We start from the raw sequence: 20,053 nt of genomic DNA on the forward strand, positions 1-20,053 counted from the left end.
TGTTCCTTATCTTATCGGCTTACAAGCACGCTGCAATAATCAATGCGCCTACAATATGCAAAGCGCCTGAGAACAAGCCATACCCTGTCTTACCTTGCTGTATCCCCGTGTCCAGATCCAATGTGGCCCATTTGCGAATCATAAAGTGAACAACACTTTCCAGAATTAATAAAATTACAAATGATACAACAGAAACGAGCAAAGCCTCTCCAAGATGTCCTGCTGTTGAGATGGATGTTGCAAGCACGTAACCTTGCGCAAATAACTTCATTACCATCCGGGTAGTGACCGCCATATTGCCAGCCTTGACTTCAGCAAAATCCTTGTATTTCGTAAAGAGTGAATCTACATACATCAGTACAAACAGCAAAACCGAACCTGAAACCGTCCAGACCAGCATCGCCAAAATGTTCAAATCCATTTACACAGCCTCCACTTATCAACATGATCCGCATTTAAAAGCGAAGGAGAAACGCTGTTCCCCTCCGCTGGTTAACCCTGCTGAACGCCAAGGTGTTAGTTTTTATTTTCGTACTGTTTCATAAGTGCAGCAAGTTCGTCCTCAACAGCCGCATCCTTACCAAGTTTCTCAAATTCCTCGTCAAGTGATTTGCCTTTGGAAGACATTTCGTTGCTTGCTTCAGCCTGAGCTTCCATCTGCATCATTTTCTCTTCCATACGTTTCAAGCCCGCACTCGCCGTATCTGAGCTAAATCCGTTCAGCGCTTTGTTGATTTCGGTTTGTGCTTTGGCTGCGTTATAACGAGCGACCAGTGTTTCGCGCTTGTTTTTCATCTGTGTCAATTGTTTGCGCATCTCATCGAGTTTACCACGAAGATTGTCTGCGGACGCTTTGTTTTGATCGTAGCTGGCTTTGTATTCCACCATTTTCTCTTCCGCTGCTTTCTTCTCTTCCAAAGCGCGACGAGCAAGGTCCATGTTCTGTGCACGAGCTGCCGTGTGAGCCTGCTCTTCACGTTTCTTCACAAGTGCTTCCTGTTCCTCGAACAATTGCTTGAACTTCTTCTCGATTGCGATTTGTGCGGCTACTGCTTTCTCAGCATCTTCCAGATCCTCTTGCATGTCACGGATATATTGATCCGTCATCTTGATTGGATCTTCAGCTTTGTCGATAATCGCATTGATGTTAGACATTGTCAGGTCACGTAATCTTTTAAAAATAGACATTAGGTTATTCCTCCCAGTGGATTGTGCATTGTATATAAAGATACATACGTTACAATCTGCAACTCGTTTCAATTTTACAAAAAAAAATTAAAACTTGATGACAACCTCTAATATAAGGAGGATTACCTCTGAAGGTTATGCTTATCCAGGCACGTGTCGTTTATCCTATAAGGTGACCGATTACCAAAACATTACTCTGACTTCTTATTCAAATGTTCATCCACAAGTCTCTCTGCAGTCATTACGATCTCGTCGATCTGCACTCGTGTAATGCTATCAAAATGTATGCCCATAATTACGGTTACCGTAACTTTCAATTGCAGTGCCGCCTTGCGGGCTAGCCGCTCACATAACTCTTGTTCCTTGTGTCCCGGGATATGTACCGTTGTTCCACTAACCCGATCATGGTCAACATAGAATGTAGCTACAGCCCCGATATGAGCTTTACCACCCGTAACCAGAAATACCTTGTCCTGTCCTGCCTCAAAAACCTCTAAACGAATGGATTTCAAATCATATGTACTCATCGTCTCTCCACCTATCCTTCTCTATATGTTATATATGGTGGAATTATGGCTTTCATGACCTGATGATGCAATGAAACTTCTCACACACGCATAAAAGAAACAGGCAACGGGCATACCATAGAGAACGCAATTTTGGAAAAAGGAGGCCGTTAACATGCGAATACGCCTCGTCATGCTCGCACTCGTTACTATTATATGTTCTGGGGTTTATACAGCTCCTTTAGCCCCTGCGCCTGTGTCTGCTGCTTCATCTGAGGAACCTTCTTCAACCCTCAGTGATACACCGGCGTCTGGGTCAGATGTTAAAGAAGAACAGTTGACTCTAGGTCAACTTCGTCAGAAATACGCGGATACGTTCAAAACCAATGGCCCTTCCACCAAACAAGTTGCGCTGACTTTTGATGATGTACCTGATCCAAGATTTACACCGCAGGTACTTGATGTATTAAAAAAATATAAGGTTCGTGCTACTTTTTTTGTTGTTGGCAGCCGTGCGGAGAAACACCCGGACTTGGTGAAACGGATGGTGAAAGAAGGACATATCGTTGGCAATCACAGCTACAATCATCCTGAATTCAGCAAATTATCAATGACTGCCTTTCGCAAACAAATATTACATACCGGCGATATCATTCACCGCCTGACGGGGTATACGCCCAAAATGATTCGTCCTCCGTATGGGGACATTAACGAAGAACAGTTGAGATGGGCTGCAAAACAGCATTACAGCATCGTGAATTGGAATGTGGATTCTCTCGATTGGAAGGGACTAGACAAGGAAAAGGTAAAACATAATATTCTCACCGCGGTGAAGCCTGGTTCCATCGTATTACAACATGCTGGCGGCGGTACAGGTTCGAACCTGAAAGGTACTGTAGAGGCTTTGCCTGAGGTTATTGAGGAATTGCGAAACCGAGGATATGAATTAGTTACATTGGACGAGATGCTTAAACTGCCAAAAGAGAAACAATAATTGAAAGAACAGGGTGTCCCTCTACGTCGTCATGAATTATGCCTATCATGATTACGCAAGAAAGAACACCCTGTCTATTAATGCTCAATTCAACTTATGACCTCACATCCATAAATGAGAGGGTTTAAGCCTTATTTTAAAATGTACAACTCAATATCCTGAAAACCAAACGAACTAACGAACTGTTTGCTTCCAGGGATAAAGATGTCAATACGATTTCCCTTGATCGCGCTACCTGCATCCAAAGCCGTTGCTACGAAAGCCTGTTTCGGCAATCCAGGGTGTGTATGCCCTGTCACTAGTACCTTGGTTCCAAAAGGGATAACCTTGGGATCCACTGCGATTGTGCCGAGTTCGAGCGGGTTGCCAAAATAATCAACGGGGCCCCATCCACCATTCTCGGAAGCATCCGCGGAATACGCTGTTGCTTTAACACTAAGCGTTTTGCTGTAGTCGAATGTTTTCCCCCAAGCCTGTACCACTTTATTATCTGTATTCACGTCCAGGCTTGCAGCAGTCACCGTTTTTTCCTGCGACTTCGCTTGAACTGGTGCCGCTTCTACTTTGTTTTCGTTACCTGGGATTGTAATTTTCAAACCACCATAGATGTTATAAGGTGAGATGTCTTTATTCGTTTTAATTAATGTGTTCATATCAACGCCGTATTGCTTGGATAAGGTGAAGAAGGTATCCCCTTCTTTGGCCACATGAACGGAATCCGCGTGAGCCGGAACGGCTTGAATGAATAGAATGGATGTCAGTAGTGCGATGGCTGTTTTGGCTAAACGTTTCTTGTTATGCATGGTCTTCCTCCCTCATGATGCCTGCGAAGTTAGTTGTCGGATTCGGATGGAGGAACCCACCCTATAGGCTGTACGTGACATGCTGAAGCATTATGTATTCCTAATTCACCCCAAGCAGCATATTTCTCAAATCATTAACTATGTCTGCATTGTTACGTCCCCCGCACTTCCGCTTCGGAAGTTTCGGCAGTCTTGAATATATCACAAATTTGTAACCTTAAGCTGTAGTAAATGTTTCCATTTGGCGTTTTAATTCATTTTACAGGTAACAGAAAAGTTACTTTTTCAGCTCTACCTTTTCTGCAAACAACAAAAAAGCGTCACCGGATCTTTCGATCCGATAACGCCGTTATTCATTTGATTCTATATACGGAATGGCATGAATTAAAGTACTTTTGCAAGAAAGTCTCGCGTACGCGGATGTTTTGGCGCACCAAACACTTCATCCGGGGTACCTTCCTCAACGATGACGCCGCCGTCCATGAACAGAATGCGGTCTCCCACCTCACGCGCAAAACCCATCTCATGCGTTACAATGACCATCGTCATTCCGCCTTCAGCAAGACGTTTCATGACTTCCAATACCTCTCCGACCATCTCCGGATCAAGGGCCGATGTAGGCTCGTCAAACAGCATCACATGCGGCTGCATCGCGAGTGCTCTTGCAATGGCAATCCGTTGCTTTTGACCACCGGACAGCTGGTTAGGATATACATCTTTTTTGTCCGCCAAACCGACTGTCTTCAGGAGATCCTCGGCAATTTTGTTGGCCTCATCCGTGGATTGTTTCTTCACCTTGATTGGAGCAATCGTTATGTTTTGCTGCACCGTTTTATGAGGAAACAGATTAAAATGCTGGAACACCATGCCCATCTTCTCACGTGTAGCATTGATGTTATGCTTCGGATCGGTAATCGAAACACCTTCGAAATCGATCTGTCCCGATGATGGCTGTTCCAACAGGTTCAGACAACGCAGAAATGTACTTTTACCCGAACCGGAAGGACCAATAACTACAACGACCTCACCTTTGCCGATCGTTACGTCGATGCCTTTCAGGACATCATTTTTACCATATGATTTGTGTAATTGTCTAACGTCTATCACTTGCACCCAACTTCCTTTCCAATCGTCCGAGCAGCTTGGACAGAATAAATGTCATCACAAAGTAAATCGCTGCCGCAATAATGAACGGGTTCAGACCCTGGAATGTGAGATTTTTGACTACACTTGCTTGATACATAATATCCACCATACCGATGACCGAAATAATGGATGATTCTTTAATAATCGTTACGAACTCGTTACCGATGGCTGGCAAAACGGCCTTGAAGGCCTGTGGCAGAATAATGTAACGCATCGCTGCGCCTCTGCCCATACCAAGTGAACGGGCTGCTTCCAGTTGACCACGATCAACGCCTTGGATACCGGCACGGAAAATCTCGGCGAGATACGCACCGCTGTTAATGGAAAGCGTCATAATCCCTGCTTGAAGTGCTGAGAAGTTAATGCCAAAAGTTAGCGACACCCCGTAATAGATAATCATAAGTTGTACCAGCATTGGCGTCCCGCGGATCACCTCTACATAAGTTGTACCAATCCAGCGAAGAATCGCCATATTATGAAGACGGAACAGGCAAATAATCAGACCGATGATGACCCCGAATATTACGCCTAGCGCTGACAACAGGAGCGTGTAACCGATACCTGTTGCATATAAGCCTTTGTATTCCCAGAACAATTGAAAAATGTTTTGAGATTTATTGACTTTGTCAGCCATCAGGAGACTTGCTTCTGTAACCATCTGGTTGATCTTATCTTCGCTTTTCAAGCGGTCCAAGGTTTTGTTTACAGAGGCTAATAACTCCGTATTGCCCTTACGAATCCCGACAGCGGCTTCAGCCTGTTCTTCGTCAGGAACTGCTGCCGCAAGACCGATAATGTCATCCAGGTAACCAGCGGCTACGGTATCTTCTACAATAGCTGCGTCAACGCGTTTCGTTTGCAGTTGTAGCACGATGTCGGAGATTTTATCCAGTGAAGTCAGCTTTGCACCAGGAATCTTCTGTCCGATGGTTTCTTGAATGGATCCCTTTTGCACGCCAATCTTGACATTTTCCAGTGATTTCATGTCCGGGTATTTGTCTTTGTCGACATTACGAACCATAATCACTTGTTTGGATTTGTAATACGTATCTGAAAAATCAATGCTTTTCTTACGCTCATCCGTCGGCGTCATGCCTGAGACGACCAAGTCTACACGACCACTCTGAAGTGCGGGCAAAAGTCCGTCGAAGCCCATATCCTCGATAACGAGTTCAGCTCCAAGATCCGCCGCAATTTCTTTGGCAATCGCAATATCAAATCCGACGATTTCGTCTTTACCATTGATGACTTTGTGGAACTCATACGGTGCAAAATCGGCACTTGTACCGAGCACCAGTTTTTTACCGCCTGAGCTGTTGTCTGTCGTTCCACTCGCCAGCGCCGCAGGTGCAGCCGCCGTCAGAAAAAGAAGGAACGTTAACAACATTACGGTATAACGACTTATTAATTTCAACCTTGTTCTCCCCTTACAATGCTATAATTACGATTACATACTGATTCGTCAGTCATGTTGATGACTGAGTCATTATAAAGTACAATGCATGATTATGCAATGCATTTTCAAGATCAAATCTTGACTTGTTTCTGAAAAAATACTGCAAACATGTTATACTCATGGAGTTATTTTCATTTTTGTCTAAGGAGTTTAGCCATGACAACAAATAAAACCCAAATTTTTAACGTTATTGATCAATATGCTTCCCGTTTCAAAGACATTTCATCATATATCGGAGCTCATCCTGAACTTGGAAATGAGGAATATCTTGCTTCTGCCCGTTTGAAGGAAGAATTGTCTTATCATGGGTTCAAAGTACAAGCTCCGATTCTCGGACTGGAAACAGCTTTCATCGGTACTTATGCTTCGAGCAAGCCAGGCCCGACCATTGCCCTACTATGTGAATATGATGCTTTGCCCGAAATTGGTCATGCTTGCGGACATCACCTGATCTGCATGATGAGTCTTGGCGCAGCCGTTGGCCTGAAAGCCATTGTGGACGAAGTCGGCGGAACGATCAAGGTGTTTGGTACACCTGCAGAGGAGACACGCGGGGCTAAAGTTCCGATGGCGGAAGCGGGGTTATTCGACGACTGTGATGTCGCACTGATGGCCCATCCATTCTATGCTTATGAAAAATCAGGCAGCTCCCTTGCAATCGATGCCGTACAATTCGAGTTCCATGGTAAATCCTCACATGCGGCAGCCAGCCCACATGAAGGTATTAATGCCCTCGATGCGGTTATCCAAACATTCACCGGAATTAATGCGTTTAGACAGCAGGTGAAAAGCACCGTCCGTATTCACGGCATCATAAATAGCGGTGGACAAGCTGCTAACATTATCCCGGACTATGCTTCTGCTCAGTTTTACGTGCGTGCAGCCACACGCAAAGAACTGAACGTTCTAACCGAACGTGTCGTTCAGATAGCACAAGGCGCTGCACTTCAGACCGGATGTAAACTCGTAACATCCAACTACGAAACATCCTATGATGAGATGGTCACGAATGAGACCTTCTCTGACGCGTTCAGTCAGAATTTAATGGAACTTGGCATTCCGCAGGAAGAAATCGTCAGTGGGAACGACCATGGCTCGATGGATATCGGTAATGTTTCCTTGAGATGCCCAGCGATTCACCCTTATATCCGTGTCGTTGATGAAGTTCATACCCTGCATTCTATTGAATTCCGTGATTTGGCGTTGCAGGAACGCGCTCTGGATGGCATGATTTTAGGAGCCAAAGCGCTCGCTGCTACAGCTTATGATGTTCTAAGCAAGCCTGAACTGTTGCAAGCCATCCGTAAGGAATTTGACCAAATTACTCGCTAAGTGATGCCGGAGTAACAACAAAAGCCGCAGTTATTAAACTGCGGCACTCCATACGAAAATCGAAATAAAACCTTACTCTTAGATCACACCTGAATTCGACGATAAATATCCATATATTCCTCAGCCGATACATCCCAGCTGTATTCCCCGCTCATTGCATTTTTCACAATTTTTTTCCACTCAGCCGGTTTACGATAGAACTCTTCTGCACGGCGAATGGTATTCATCATGTCATGTGCGTTAAAACTTGTAAATGAGAAGCCGTTACCTTCTCCTGTGAACTCATTGTAAGCTTGAACCGTATCGTTTAATCCCCCTGTTTCCCTTACCAGTGGTACACTGCCATAACGCAATGCCAGCAACTGGCTAATTCCACACGGCTCAAATTTGGATGGCATCAGGAAGATATCACTGCCCGCATAGAAACGACGAGATAATCCGTCATTGAATGTAATCTGTGCTGACATTTTTAGTGGATACCGGTTAGCCGCCTCTCTGAACCAATGTTCATAAGCTGAATCTCCAGTCCCCAGCACGGCGAATTGAATGTCATCGTAGTAGAGCAGTTCATCCAGAACCCGACATACCAGATCGAGCCCTTTGGAATCAACGAGCCTGGTCACCATGACCATCAGTGGTGCATCTGGACGCACCGGAAGTCCCAGTTCTTTTTGCAATTCGTTTTTATTTTCGATTTTTTTGGACAAGCTTGATCTGTATTTGACTGCAATTTTATTGTCTGTTGCCGGGTTATAACTTTTGGTATCAATGCCGTTCACAATACCGCTGAAGCGATCTCCAAGCGAACTTAGTAATCCGTCCAGTCCATACCCATAATAAGATGTCTGCACTTCTCTAGCATAGGTTGGGCTCACCGTTGTCACATGATCAGAATACACAATACCTGATTTTAAGAAATTGACATTCCCATAATATTCGGCGCCTTCCATCGTAAAATACCGATCATCAAGCTCCAAAATTTCGCTGAACAACTGGTGTGGAAATACACCTTGATACAACAAATTATGTATGGTGAATACCGTTCGGATTTCACTATAAAACGCATCATGGGCATAGTGAGCCTTGAGCAACAACGGAATCATACCTGCATGCCAGTCATGTGTGTGCAGAACGTCTGGTTTAAAATCAAGCTGTGGAAGCACCTCGAGTACAGCGCGGTTGAAAAATGCAAATCGCTCGCCATCATCCATGTACCCATAAACGCCATCCCGTGCAAAATAATACTCATTGTCAATAAAATAAACTGGAATTCCTTCATACTCCAGCATCTCAATGCCACAATAGGCTCTACGCCAACCAAGCGGGACATCCGTCACGAGCACGGGTTTCATAGCTTCTTTGTATTCTTCAGGTATCCCTTTATATTTCGGCAAAATCACGCGTACATCTGCTCCGTTATTTTTCAACGCTTGCGGCAGAGCACCGATAACGTCAGCCAGACCTCCCGTTTTGATAAACGGATGGGCCTCTGCTGCTGCAAATAAAATATTCATGCTTTTGTCCCCCTATTCGGTTTAAGCGTGCTATTCCCTTTTTTTTCTGTATTTTTTTCAGTCTTTTTTCTTGATTTCACGGAAGCGCTACCTTCAGCGATGGGCTCCGTTTTCCGGCGTGTATTCTTTTTTAAAATAACGATACTTAGCGGTGGTAAGTCCAGCTCCAGGCTGTTTGCATGCCCGTGAAATGGAATCTTTTCCGTAGGGATCAGCATATCATTAATTATCCCTGAACCACCGTAATCCGAATGATCACTATTTAATATTTCGGTATACATACCGGGACGCATGACGCCAATCCGGTAACGCTCCCTTTTGACAGGCTGAAAGTTAATGAGCACAAGGAGTGTATCCGCAGGTTTTTTTCCTTTGCGTACATATGAAATGACACTTTGGCCCTGGTCATCCGGAGTGATCCACTCATAACCGTCAAAGGAATGATCAAGCTCCCACAAAGCTTTTTCACGGACGTACAACTCAGATAGCTCGCGCTCGAACTTGTGCAGGTTGCGGTGACTATCATAGTCCAGCAAAAACCAGTCCAACTGATCTTCATCTTTCCATTCGATGAACTGTCCAAACTCTCCACCCATGAACAACAGCTTTTTGCCTGGAAATGTCATGAAATAACCGAGAAACGCGCGCATACCCGCAAATTTTTGCTCATAACTTCCTGGCATTTTGTTCAAAAGGGACTTTTTACCATGCACTACCTCGTCATGAGACAAAGGAAGCACATAATTTTCAGAAAAGGAGTATACCACCGGAAATGTCAGCAAATGATGTTTGGAAGCACGTTCATGAAAATCAGATTCCATGTAATCTAACGTATCATTCATCCAGCCCATGTTCCACTTATAGTTAAAACCCAGACCACCTTTGTCCACTGGCATGGTAACCATTGGCCATGCACTGGATTCTTCAGCCATCATTAAAGCATAAGGATAATATTCGAAAACAGTTGTGTTCAACTGTTGTAAAAAAGCAACCGCTTCTTTATTCTCCAGGCCACCTTCATCGTTCGTACGATATTGACCTGGCTGCTTTTCGAAATCAAGACGAAGCATACTCGTCACCGCATCAACACGAAGTCCATCAAAATGATACATTTCCATCCAGTACAGTGCGTTCGAAATAAGGAATGAGCGAACCTCAGGTTTGGAATAATCAAAACTAAGGGTTCCCCAGCCCGGCTTCTCGGCTAACATTGGATCTGCGTACTCGAACAAAGGTGTACCATCAAACAAACGTAGGCCATGCGCATCTTTGGCAAAATGAGCTGGCACCCAATCCAGTAATACACCAATACCCGCCTGATGTAGTGTATCCACCAGATACATCAGATCTTTGGGTTGCCCGTAACGGCTTGTAGGTGCGTAAAAACCCGTATTTTGGTATCCCCATGACAGGTCATATGGATGCTCACTAAGGGGCATCATTTCAACGTGGGTATAATTCATCTCAAGCAAATAAGGAACGAGCAAATCCGCCATCTCACGATAACTATACAGGCTCCCATCGCCTTTGCGCTTCCAGGTACCCAGATGCATTTCATAAATATGTAAAGGTTTGTTGTACATCGAGCGTTGTTTACGCCTCCATGCACCGTCATTCCACTTGTAACCTTCAATGGAACTTGTGATTGACGCCGTTCGAGGACGAACTTCTGCCTCAAATGCATACGGATCCGCTTTGAGAATTTCAGTCCCATCTTCCGTTAAAATGCGAAATTTGTATAAAGTACCTTCTTCGATTCCCGGAATAAAACGACTCCAAAATCCAGATTCGGGTATCTTATATAAAGGTTCCTTTTCTCCTTGCCATCCATTACGGTCCAGAGCCAGTCCCACCTCTACGGCATTGGGTGCCCATACGGTAAAACGGAATCCTTGACGGTGATCGCGAGTCTCAGGATGCGCGCCCAACATTCGATAACTGTGATGAAGATTACCTTCATGAAATAAATAAATAAGATCAGATAACTTATCCGGTTGTGTCAACGGTTCAATAGCCAAGGGATCACCTTCTTTTCTCCAGAAAATAGATATAACGTTAACCATTACCCCATTCTAGCCAAGTTGAAAAGAAAAATGCGTTGTTTTAAAAAATGATGTATTTTTTCAGAATTTTTACAATAGCTATCGTTTCAGAGGCTTCGCTTTCGTTTACTAATGTACTACACTGCACAAATATTTTGGGAGGGAAACGATCATGTTTAATAAAGATTGCATCGCTATGCTGTTGGCGGGAGGAGAAGGAAAGCGATTAGCTCCTTTAACCTCGAGGATTGCAAAACCCGCTGTACCGTTTGGCGGGCATTACCGGATTATCGATTTTCCTCTCAGTAACTGCGTCAACTCAGGGATCGACACTGTAGGTGTTCTGACGCAGTACCAGGCGGAATCATTGCACGAACATATTGGTCAAGGAGAGCCATGGACACCTGGCAATTCGAATGAGACCGGAATCTCCTTGCTTCCATCTTATCATACAGGAAATGACGAATACTTGGGAACTGCGGATGCCATATATAAAAATATGGACTATATTGACCAGCAAAACCCCGAAAATGTTCTAATTTTGTCGGGTGACCACATATATCATATGGATTACCGCGAAATGCTTGAATCACACAAGGCTAATCATGCTGTTGCAACCATTTCGGTGATGGAAGTGCCTTGGGACGAAGCTCACCGCTTCGGAATTATGGCTGCTGATGAAAACATGAGAGTAACCGAATTTGCCGAAAAACCGGCTGAACCTAAAAGTAACTTGGCCTCGATGGGCATTTACATGTTCAATTGGCAATATCTGAAACGTCACTTGCTTGAAGATGCTGCGAATCCAAATTCCAGTCATGACTTCGGAAAAGACGTTATTCCACAGATGTTAAATGAAACCAATTCGCTTTACGTATATAATTTCAATGGTTACTGGAAAGATGTCGGTACGGTGAAAAGTCTTTGGGATGCGCATATGGATCTGTTATATAACGAAGAAAACTGGAGCTTGCAACGAGAAGATTGGCCTATGTTCACCCGCGAATGGCGCTCCAAACCAAGCGCGATCAAAGCGAGACAAAATCAGATGCAACATCTGGCTTCCATGGTTCACGACTCTTGCGCTATTGAAGGCCGGGCTGAACGCTCCGTGATTTTCTGCGGTGCCGAAGTTGGCAAAGGCTCTGAAGTGCTTGACAGTGTCATTATGCCTAATGCACGCGTAGGCCGCGGTGTTCATATCGAACGCGCAATTATCGGCGAAGGAGCCATTATCAAAGATGGTGCCATTGTTAAAGGTACAGCCGATGAAATTGTTGTCGTTGGCCCGAATGAGATTGTCGCACCTAAACCAGCCGTACGCACGCAACCTGTACGTATGCTCAAAGAAGTGTATGAAAAAAGTGGTCGTCTCCGTGCTGGTGAATTATCCTCATAAATTCTTTAAGATGTACCTTAAATGTAAAAAGGCGAGCCATAATGGCTCGCCTTTCTGGTTTCGCTGTATAAGATTTCATCGTCTGCTACCACCGTACGTGTGATAATGACGAACTAGCGCTTCTCGCCCTCAGTTGATGAGTCATGAGCCTGTATCTGCTCCTTCTGATCTGGCTCCGAAGTTGTATTTGCCGGTTTCTCCGGTGTACCAGCTTCGATCAGTGCTACCTCATCCGTTATATCTTGTTCAACTGAAGCTATCTCCTGATTAAGCATAGGTAAGGATACGGTCACCGTTGTCCCTGAACCAAGCTCACTTTGCATCGTAATGGTGCCCTCATGCAATTCCACAAGCTCCTGAGTAATGGCAAGACCAAGTCCCGTGCCTCCATTTTGGTGGTTTACCTGGAAGAAACGATCCCTTACCTTAATCAAATGTTCCTCACTGATCCCAATTCCTGTATCCTGCACAACAGCCACAATCTGACCATTCTCTTCTTTGACCGTAAGGAATATCCACGAGTTCTCATGTGAGAACTTGATCGCGTTGTCCACAATGTTTAAGAACACCTGCTTCAAACGATTCCCATCGCCATATACATTGTAGGCGCGTGTTTCGTCCGTCTCTAACTTCAGATGTACCTGCTTTTGTTCAGCTTTGGCCCATACGTTCAGCATGGTCTCTTGCACAACCTCACGAATATTAACTGTGCCTTTCACAAGCTTCATCTGGTTCTGTTGCAGTTTGGAGAAATCAAGCATCTCCTCTACCAACCCGATTAGCCGCTCTGTTTCCTTCGCGATAATACCCATACCAATACGTGTTTCTTCCGGATCGTATCCACCTGAATCAAGCGTTTCACTCCAACCCTTAATACTGGTCAGCGGTGTACGCAGTTCATGGGAAATGGACGAAATAAAATCGTCTTTAATCTGGTTACTACGTACAATTTCGTGGGCCATGAAGTTAAGCGTTGACGCGAGTTCGCCCAGTTCATGTTTATAATTCCCTTTGACTCTGACATCCAGCCGTCCTTTCGCCATCTGAGCAGATACCGCTGTGATACTGTTAATAGGCCTTACAATGGAGTTGGCCATTCCAATACTGATAATTAACACGATGGCAAGTACACCAACGCCTACGGCAATAGCCAGTAACCCCATGACAAGTAATTTAGAGTTTACGGATTCGAGCGAAGTCAGATAACGTACAATGTACGTATTTTCACCACCAAGGTCGAATTTGTTGGCAACTGCCATCACCGATTCTCCGGTGTTGGGTTGTCTGCCAATCCATCGTCCCATATCCCCGTTCAAAGCCTGCATAACGTCGCTCGTTTGTAACATCGCTCGATCTGACTCAAAGGCCGTCGAACTCGCCAGCACGCGGCCGTTCAGATCCAGAATCTCCAGTTCAGTATTGTCTAATGCAAGTCGAACAAGGAGTCTGGACAAGTTGTTGTTGCCGTCTTCTCCATTACTAGCTCTGGCTATTGGCTCAAGAAAGTCTCTGTTATTGGTAATGTGCGTGCTAATGGTATTGTAAATGCTCTCATAATAATACCGCTGCACAGCTAGCATAAACACAAACTCAACAAGCACCAGAGCGAGGAAAACGACAATAAAGTAGTGTAATACGATCTGCCGCGTGATCCCCTTTTTGATCATTGATCCCGGCCCTTCCATTTGTACCCGTGACCCCATACAGTTTGCAGGTATTCAGGCTCGGAAGGATTGTTCTCAATTTTTTGACGTAGACGACGGATGTTAACATCAACAATTTTGGGATCACCCATATATTCTTTGCCCCACACATGGTCCAGTAGCAAGTCACGGCTCAGCGGCGTATTTTCTTTTTCCAAGAAGAACTGAATTAAAGAAAATTCCGTAGGTGTTAATTCAATGGCTTCATTATTCTTTTTAAACTGTTTGGAGATCAGATCCAGTGAAAACGGCCCCGATTGGAACGTTACTTTAGCCGCAGTTTCGCGGTGTACATTGACACGACGAAGAAGTGATTGAATCCGTGCAATCAGTTCAGTCGGGCTGAAAGGTTTGCTTACGTGATCGTCTGCCCCTACTGAAAGAGCGTATACTTTATCCTGCTCCTGAACTTTGGCTGTCAAGAAAATAATACCGAGCCGTTCGTTCGTTTCACGAATCCGTCTGCATACTTCAAACCCATCAATGCCAGGAACCATAACGTCCAGCAGTGCAAGATCAATATCGGGTACAGATTGCAAAATGCGTAAGGCCTCATGACCATCGCCCGCTTCCAGCACTTCGAATCCATTTCTTTTTAAATTAATGACGATAAAACTGCGGATAGATTCTTCATCCTCAAGAATAAGTACTTTACTCATCAAGTTCTTCCTTTCTATTCAGCTGAGAAGTTTTTACTTAATGCATCCTTGCCCGCCTCAGATTGTGCAACACGCGATGCAATCACCCGATCTTTTGTTCGAGTAATTTCCTTCCAGCTCTTTCCCTTTTCAAGATCCCACTGAGAAAACGTGAAATATTTGATTTCGGCCACGGTTTCATCCGTTTTGATCATCTTAAACCGAATGTATTTTTCCTTCTCCGATTTGGTGTCAATCGTGATCTTGCCATACCATTCAGGCTTTAAGTTCAAATGGAACAAATCCGCATCATCCCGGAACTGGAACGACACAAACTTTTTCCCCTCTTTGCCATCCCACTGGTAGAATGTATAAAACCACATGCGCGAATCAAATACGTAGTGCTCCCAACCTTTTGGTGTTTCTTTTAATCCAAACTCAATAATACCATCATTATTCACATCACCGCTTAAAATTTTGTCATCTCTGTACGTTTGATCCGGTGATTTAAAAGCACTAACAAGTTTATTGTCTTTCACATACATGATCTGTGTAAACGAACTGCGATCATCCAGATCCGCATCAAGTACAATCCCCATTTTTCCGTCAGCGATCTCACCGCCAAGAGCGTTATACACTTCTTTAACCGTATAGTCAGTAACAACACGATCCATTTCCTTAAAGCTGTCATCCTGATACTGATACAAGGCTATGCTGGCAAAACCACTGGCGTTTAGCGAAACAACAACAAAATCACTCTTGCCATCTCCACTTAAATCCAGCGCGTTACCCTGCATATCATCGATAATGACCTGATTGTAAGGCACGCCGCCCAGCACTTGTTCCAAGACTCCGCCTTTATATGAATATGCCGTTAAGGCTTTCTGATCCTGCAAGCTGACACCTACGATAATGTCCGGGTTCCCATCATTCGTAATATCCATTACTTTGAATGATTCCAACTCATTGCCCGGTACATCAAACGTCAGTTTTTTGACCCAGGTTCCCCCCTGCTCTTCCAAAATCATACCGTGGATACGTACATTCTCATTAGGCGTCTCGTAGAAAACAATGGCCTCGCGAATACCGTCACCGTTCAGATCTTCCACACGAATCATGCTGGTATTGCTCATATCTTTGGGCCGAATCAACTTACTTTCAGGCGGTGTTTCCTTCTGCACAATATTATACAGTTTCTCTTTGTCCGTCGACATCATCGGCGGTTTCATTAGAAGCTTGGGGTCACTGATCACTGTACAGCCACTTAGCACGGTTCCGAGCAAAACAGCCATTGTACCTGCTGCCATGCAGCGTCCCCATCGCGAATTAAGCAATTTCATCACTCTTTTCATTAAGCACTCATTTTAAATCTGATTTTTCTCCTGCTGTGTTAATCTCCGTCCTCGTATATCAAAAGCGATCCGGCCTTCTGCGATTCCCCAGATTCGCGAAGCATGTTTCTCTGCTAGTTCAATCGGTAACACGGCAATGACCGTAGCTCGTTCCTCTTCACACAATTTGCGTAACGTTTCCAGCACGGCATCAGCCGTATGAGGATCAAGTCCAATGACAGGTTCATCCGCCAACACAACCTTGGCACCATGAGCAAGCGCCCTTGCAATAGCAACACGCTGCTTCTCGCCGCCGCTCATTTTTTCAGCAAGCTGATGCGCTTTATCCAGTAAACCTAAACCTTCGAGGTGGTCCATCGCTCCCATGTAGTCATCCGAACGCACCATGCCCGTTGCCATCCTCCATAATGGAGTTTGACCAAAACGCCCGATAAGTACATTCTTCAGCGCCGTTTTTCTGGGATATAACTGTGGGTTCTGTTCCAAGTATGCCCATTCCCGCCGAATTTTCTGTTTACCGCTCCAGCCTTCTTTCAGAATATCCATGCCGTCAACAGTAAAACGTCCTGAATCCCACGTCTCCTTCATCGCCAAACATTTCAGCAACATGCTTTTGCCGCTCCCGCTGGAGCCGACTACCGCAATCATTTCCCCTTGTTGCATATCAAAACGAATATCACGTAGAATCGGAATACGATCCGCTCCAACGGATTTACTCAAGTTCTCCACTCTGATCATCGCGATGTCTCCTCTTGTCCATGTTTTTCCCTACTACTAGTGTACTCGGAAATGGACATCAATTTCCATGCGAACACCAGCTTCTATTTTAACACAAATTCCGCTTCGCGTTTACGCCGAAATAATAGTCCTGTAACACCAAAAATGAAATACAAGCAACCAAGCATCGTAAACATACTGCCAGGTGAAACCCAGTTGATCAACTGACCTCCCAGATTCGGTGCCACGATACTTCCGATCGTAAAGTGAAAGGACGCTACCACATTGGCTGCAGGTAACAAAACTTTAGGTAAAATATCTGCGGCATAAGCGAGTCCCAGCGAGAAAAATGAACCTACGAGTCCTCCGGCGATAAGCAACAGTACAAGTGTCAGCCAGAAATTCGTACCCGCTAAAGGAACTAGCATAAATGCTAAACCGCCACCCATTCCGGCTATCATAAGAATTACTTTTCGACCATATCGGTCACTTAATATTCCGAGCGGAAGCTGCAGGAATAGTCCACCAATCCCTATAAAAGGAAGCAAAGAGGCTATCTGATCGGTATCATATCCCACACGAAGTCCGTAAACGGGAAAGTTGCTGTTCATGCCTGCTTCCATATAACCGTATAAAAGAGCTGGCAACAGCGCATACCATGCCCAAGCGAAACTACGGCGAAAGCGTCTTTCTGGAAAATGAGCATGTTCTGCTTTTTCCGGCTTGGTATCCGGTAGCTTCATCAGCACCAGAATGAGTACAGCGGCCATGCCAACAAACAGCACCAAAAATGGCACAGCATCACCATACCCGAGCAACTTGATTCCTAATGGCCCGATACTGAAACCCAGTCCGTAAGACATACCGTAAAGGGATATATAACGTCCTCGCTTCTCTGGCGCAGTGACTAACAGCACCCATAGCTGGGCTGCATAATGTAAAGCACTGTCTCCGATGCCGACAATCAGGCGTAGCACAAACCAAATTTTAATATCAGGAAAATACGGGAACAGGATCAAGGGAAGCATAACCAGAATCAAGCCGCCAACAATCAGTTTTTTGAATCCCAGTACCCCCAGTAAACGTTCGGCTGCCAGTGTCATTGCGAATGAGCCAATGTAGAGCGCAGCGGCATTTAACCCGTTTAACCCGGGAGAAACCCCTTGCTGTTCCAGAAAAATGGATAAGACAGGTAGCAACAATCCCTGACTGATCCCTGCTGCAACGATCACGGTAATTAAAATCAAATAATTAAAAGTTGAGGGTGATATTTTAGATTTGAACATCAATGCCACGACATTTCATTCCTCCTGCAAGCGCAAACAAAAAAAAATCGCCATTGCTGACGATCTCTAGGCTGTTATTTATATGGGTATATACTTTCTTTATAAATCAGGTCTAAGCCCCGAACTTGAACATTATAGTGGACAACGCCCGGTAAAACAAGCCATAATAGTACATAAGTCGCTGTGAATACCTAGATGTGACGGGAGGATTCTGCATCATTATGGCTTATCACGTTAAAATTGATGTTTCACCGATATATGAGATGCTCAACAGCTTTTTAGTTTATGTCACGAAAAAGTGGATTCAGCATCTGGACATTGGTCCTGAATGGATTCTGGACGTTGAGCGCAAGCTAAGTTCCAACGTACGTGCAGCGCTTGCACCCGCTGCTACGTGGCCTTTTGACGATTTTGATGTCCTGTTCGCCTGGGCAGCATATAAGAATACCACTTTAGAAAATCAAGACTTTCTGGACATGCTCACAGAGCTTTCGGCTGACGAATTATTTGCGCGCGTGTCTTCATTAATGCCTTCGCTTACGATAGAAGAATCGACGCGTATTCGAAACAGCTACGTCCCATTACTGCGACTATGGGATCAGCACTATTGCCGGAACATTAGCGAAGATCATCGAGTATGGCTTGAAGAGGATGCTGAAGAAAAACGCATTTTGCTCGAAAAAATGGGCCCTGAACTGTTAATAGAATACGCTACGGCAGGTGTTATTGTGGAACCCATCGCTGGATTAAACGAAGTGATTCTGTTCCCAACGGTGCATAACCGTCCTATTAACATGTACTGCTTCTATGAAGGCATGATGATTATTCAGTATCCCGTAGATATACCTGAAGAGAGTGAAGATGAGCCGCCAACGTGTTTGCTCAGGTTCACACATGCATTGGCAGACCCGGAAAGACTTCGCCTGTTAAGATATGTCTCGGACGAACCGAAGTCACTCTCGGAGATGTGTGAGGAGCTTGGCAAAGAACAAGATCCTGTCAAAGATCAGGTTACAGCTCTTCGCATTGCAGGTCTACTGCGTACACATTTACTAGGAAGCAATCGTAAAGAAAAATATAGCATCAGACCTGACGGAGTATCTGAATTGAATATGTTTTTAGAATCCTACATTCGCATCTAACTCGTTATTTTATTTTATAGGATAATGAATGATCCGCAGGCAAGCGCAGGCAAGGAGTGAACTAGCATTGACCTTATTAAAACAACATATCTTGTTTGACCTTGATGATACACTCGTATATTGCAACAAATATTTCAATCTTGTTCTGGGAGAATTCTTTGAGAACATGCAACAATGGTTCGACGGACATGCCCTGACCACACAGCAGATTCGGGAGAAGCAACTCGAAATAGATGTGACGGGAGTGAACAAAGTCGGGTTTGCAAGTCACCATTTTCCACAATCTTTGATTGATACGTATCGATATTTTTCCCAAAAATATGCACGTGTAACATCAACTAAAGAAGAAACGTATTTGAGCAAACTGGGCATGAGTGTCTACACCCAGGAAGTTGAGCCTTATCCGCATATGGTAGAAACGTTGGAAGAACTGAAGTCTGCAGGGCACTCTCTTTATTTGTACACAGGCGGTGAGACCGTCATTCAACAAAGAAAGATTGACCAGATGAAGCTCTCCATCTATTTCGATGATCGAATCTATATTCGTCAGCACAAAAATATTGAAACATTGGAAGGCATCCTGTCCAAAGGCCCTTTTGACCGGCGAGCAACATGGATGATTGGCAATTCACTTCGCACAGATATTATGCCTGCCGTAAATGCCGGAATTCATAGCATCTATATCAAACAGCCCAATGAATGGCAATATAACATTGTTGAACTGCAACCGAATCCGGAAACTTCCATGTATACCATCACAGCACTGGAAGAGGTCCCGAAAGTCATTCATGAAGATATAGAGCAGAAACAACAAAAAAGAACCCTTGGCTAAAGG

General features: G+C 44.6%; 18 protein-coding genes and 1 riboswitch. Of the genes, 5 read left to right on the forward strand and 13 right to left on the reverse strand.

Features of this window, described 5'->3' with window-relative positions; genetic code table 11:
* Positions 1-19: 19 nt before the first annotated feature.
* The 3 genes from MHI38_RS03805 to lpdD all read right to left on the reverse strand — a co-directional run bounded on the left by MHI38_RS03805 (position 20) and on the right by lpdD (position 1,715).
* On the reverse strand, positions 20-421 hold the full coding sequence (locus MHI38_RS03805) for a DUF350 domain-containing protein (protein ID WP_090916645.1): 402 nt from the start codon (positions 419-421) through the stop codon (positions 20-22).
* A gap of 95 nt (positions 422-516) precedes the next feature.
* The gene (locus tag MHI38_RS03810; RefSeq protein ID WP_090916647.1) at positions 517-1,188 is read right to left on the reverse strand and encodes a PspA/IM30 family protein; all 672 of its coding nucleotides are present in this window, start codon (positions 1,186-1,188) and stop codon (positions 517-519) included.
* A 191-nt stretch (positions 1,189-1,379) separates the two neighbouring features.
* Complete coding sequence (gene lpdD, locus MHI38_RS03815; protein WP_090916649.1) at positions 1,380-1,715, reverse strand: prenylated flavin chaperone LpdD; 336 nt, start codon at positions 1,713-1,715, stop codon at positions 1,380-1,382.
* A 154-nt stretch (positions 1,716-1,869) separates the two neighbouring features.
* Between lpdD and MHI38_RS03820 the strand changes: the two genes are divergently transcribed.
* Positions 1,870-2,688: a polysaccharide deacetylase family protein gene (locus tag MHI38_RS03820; RefSeq protein WP_090916651.1), complete on the forward strand. Its 819-nt coding sequence runs from the start codon at positions 1,870-1,872 to the stop codon at positions 2,686-2,688.
* Positions 2,689-2,819: 131 nt separating this feature from the next.
* Here MHI38_RS03820 and MHI38_RS03825 read toward each other — a convergent pair whose 3' ends face one another.
* The 3 genes from MHI38_RS03825 to MHI38_RS03835 form a co-directional block, all read right to left on the reverse strand.
* Entirely contained in the window at positions 2,820-3,491 is a 672-nt protein-coding gene (locus tag MHI38_RS03825) for a 3D domain-containing protein (protein WP_221789416.1), read from the reverse strand.
* 2 nt (positions 3,492-3,493) lie between these two features.
* Positions 3,494-3,690: riboswitch (cyclic di-AMP (ydaO/yuaA leader) on the reverse strand.
* A gap of 185 nt (positions 3,691-3,875) precedes the next feature.
* Positions 3,876-4,598: an amino acid ABC transporter ATP-binding protein gene (locus MHI38_RS03830; protein WP_123065699.1), complete on the reverse strand. Its 723-nt coding sequence runs from the start codon at positions 4,596-4,598 to the stop codon at positions 3,876-3,878.
* Positions 4,585-6,051, reverse strand: coding sequence for an ABC transporter substrate-binding protein/permease (locus MHI38_RS03835; protein ID WP_154890429.1), 1,467 nt, complete (start codon positions 6,049-6,051; stop codon positions 4,585-4,587). Before MHI38_RS03835 ends, MHI38_RS03830 begins: the two co-directional genes overlap by 14 nt.
* 198 nt (positions 6,052-6,249) lie before the next feature.
* Here MHI38_RS03835 and MHI38_RS03840 point away from each other — a divergent pair, with 198 nt between their 5' ends.
* Positions 6,250-7,425, forward strand: a complete 1,176-nt coding sequence (locus MHI38_RS03840; protein ID WP_154890430.1) for a M20 family metallopeptidase — start codon at positions 6,250-6,252, stop codon at positions 7,423-7,425.
* A gap of 83 nt (positions 7,426-7,508) precedes the next feature.
* Here MHI38_RS03840 and glgA read toward each other — a convergent pair whose 3' ends face one another.
* Positions 7,509-8,939, reverse strand: coding sequence for a glycogen synthase GlgA (gene glgA / locus MHI38_RS03845; RefSeq protein ID WP_154890431.1), 1,431 nt, complete (start codon positions 8,937-8,939; stop codon positions 7,509-7,511).
* On the reverse strand, positions 8,936-10,957 hold the full coding sequence (glgB, locus tag MHI38_RS03850; RefSeq protein ID WP_154890432.1) for a 1,4-alpha-glucan branching protein GlgB: 2,022 nt from the start codon (positions 10,955-10,957) through the stop codon (positions 8,936-8,938). The genes glgA and glgB overlap by 4 nt, the downstream gene beginning before the upstream one ends.
* A gap of 196 nt (positions 10,958-11,153) precedes the next feature.
* Here glgB and MHI38_RS03855 point away from each other — a divergent pair, with 196 nt between their 5' ends.
* The gene (locus MHI38_RS03855) at positions 11,154-12,380 is read left to right on the forward strand and encodes a glucose-1-phosphate adenylyltransferase (protein WP_154890433.1); all 1,227 of its coding nucleotides are present in this window, start codon (positions 11,154-11,156) and stop codon (positions 12,378-12,380) included.
* A 113-nt stretch (positions 12,381-12,493) separates the two neighbouring features.
* Here MHI38_RS03855 and MHI38_RS03860 read toward each other — a convergent pair whose 3' ends face one another.
* The 5 genes from MHI38_RS03860 to MHI38_RS03880 form a co-directional block, all read right to left on the reverse strand.
* Positions 12,494-14,047 (reverse strand): sensor histidine kinase, encoded by a 1,554-nt coding sequence (locus MHI38_RS03860; RefSeq protein WP_336120145.1) that lies wholly within the window; start codon positions 14,045-14,047, stop codon positions 12,494-12,496.
* Positions 14,044-14,742, reverse strand: a complete 699-nt coding sequence (locus MHI38_RS03865; RefSeq protein ID WP_090916668.1) for a response regulator transcription factor — start codon at positions 14,740-14,742, stop codon at positions 14,044-14,046. The genes MHI38_RS03860 and MHI38_RS03865 overlap by 4 nt, the downstream gene beginning before the upstream one ends.
* A gap of 14 nt (positions 14,743-14,756) precedes the next feature.
* On the reverse strand, positions 14,757-16,028 hold the full coding sequence (locus tag MHI38_RS03870; RefSeq protein ID WP_090916670.1) for a hypothetical protein: 1,272 nt from the start codon (positions 16,026-16,028) through the stop codon (positions 14,757-14,759).
* 57 nt (positions 16,029-16,085) lie between these two features.
* On the reverse strand, positions 16,086-16,811 hold the full coding sequence (locus MHI38_RS03875; RefSeq protein ID WP_154890435.1) for a phosphonate ABC transporter ATP-binding protein: 726 nt from the start codon (positions 16,809-16,811) through the stop codon (positions 16,086-16,088).
* Between the two features lie 83 nt (positions 16,812-16,894).
* Complete coding sequence (locus MHI38_RS03880) at positions 16,895-18,076, reverse strand: MFS transporter (protein ID WP_339839495.1); 1,182 nt, start codon at positions 18,074-18,076, stop codon at positions 16,895-16,897.
* A gap of 221 nt (positions 18,077-18,297) precedes the next feature.
* On the opposite strand from MHI38_RS03880, the gene MHI38_RS03885 reads away from it, so the two are divergent.
* Together MHI38_RS03885 and MHI38_RS03890 are read left to right on the forward strand one after the other, a co-directional pair.
* The gene (locus MHI38_RS03885; RefSeq protein ID WP_090916674.1) at positions 18,298-19,218 is read left to right on the forward strand and encodes an ArsR/SmtB family transcription factor; all 921 of its coding nucleotides are present in this window, start codon (positions 18,298-18,300) and stop codon (positions 19,216-19,218) included.
* Between the two features lie 67 nt (positions 19,219-19,285).
* Positions 19,286-20,050, forward strand: coding sequence for an HAD family hydrolase (locus MHI38_RS03890; protein ID WP_341180986.1), 765 nt, complete (start codon positions 19,286-19,288; stop codon positions 20,048-20,050).
* Positions 20,051-20,053: the final 3 nt, after the last annotated feature.

This window comes from Paenibacillus sp. FSL K6-1558 (assembly GCF_038002565.1).
GTDB lineage: Bacteria > Bacillota > Bacilli > Paenibacillales > Paenibacillaceae > Paenibacillus > Paenibacillus polysaccharolyticus.